The 1,206-nt window shown below is 37.3% G+C and carries 1 protein-coding gene; it reads left to right on the plus strand.

Annotated elements, in window-relative coordinates; translation table 11 throughout:
- Nucleotides 1-10 precede the first annotated feature (10 nt).
- Nucleotides 11-1,206 (plus strand): LON peptidase substrate-binding domain-containing protein (locus tag AC1DPQ_RS28200; protein ID WP_477611633.1); only part of this gene is annotated, 1,196 nt, incomplete at its 3' end.

Here is a 1,206-nt window from a genome sequence, read left to right on the forward strand (position 1 = left end):
CCATACAGCAATGCCAATCATAAACGAGGATACCGAATTTTTTCCCTTAATGTCTCAACAAGACGAAGAGGAAATGAATAATGAGGAAACGCCCGAAACGTTGGCCATATTGCCTTTGCGAAACACAGTTTTATTTCCAGGAGTAGTTATTCCTATTACAGTTGGAAGAGATAAATCAATTAAGTTAATTAAGGAAGCGTACAAAGGAAATAAAATTATTGGGGTTGTTTCTCAAAAAGACGTTTCCATTGAAGACCCTACTTTTGAGCAGCTTAACACGGTTGGCACGGTTGCAAACATCATAAAGCTGTTGCAGATGCCTGATGGAAATACTACAGTAATTATCCAGGGTAAACAACGTTTCAGCTTAATTGAAGAGGTGCAGAACGAACCTTACATTAAAGCCGTTGTTAAAAAATTCGAAGAACAAAAGCACAAAGCAGATAAAGAGTTTAAAACATTAATCGCTTCTATCCGCGAAATGTCTGCTCAGATTATCCAGCTATCACMAAATATTCCAAGTGAAGCCAGTATTGCACTTAAAAACATCGAGAGCAATTCATTTTTGATCAATTTCATTTCATCAAATATGAATGCCGAAATGGCCGATAAGCAAAAAATCCTTGAAATGGATAAATTGCAGGAAAGAGCGCAAAAGGTAATGGAGCTTTTAATGGTCGAATTGCAGATGCTGGAGCTGAGAAATCAGATCCAATCGAAAGTACGTACCGATTTAGACAAGCAACAACGTGATTATTTTTTAAATCAACAGCTAAAAACCATTCAGGAAGAGTTGGGAGGCAGCTCTGCCGATTTAGAATTCGATGCTTTACAAGAAAAAGCCAAGAAGAAAAAATGGGCAAAAGCAGTTGCTGAACATTTTGATAAAGAGCTAGATAAGTTGGGTAGAATGAACCCTGCTGCACCGGATTACTCTGTTCAGTTAAATTATTTGGAACTTCTTTTAGATTTACCCTGGAGCGAGTTTACGAAAGATAATTTCGACCTAAAAAGAGCACAACGTATCTTAGATAAAGATCACTTTGGTTTAGAAAAAGTTAAGCAACGCATTATAGAATACTTAGCCGTTTTAAAATTAAAGCGTAATATGAAAGCGCCAATCTTATGTTTGGTTGGCCCTCCGGGAGTTGGTAAAACATCTTTAGGAAAATCTATTGCGAAAGCGCTAGGCCGTAAGTATGTACG

The sequence above is a fragment of the Pedobacter sp. 01T416_2 genome (assembly GCF_056398925.1).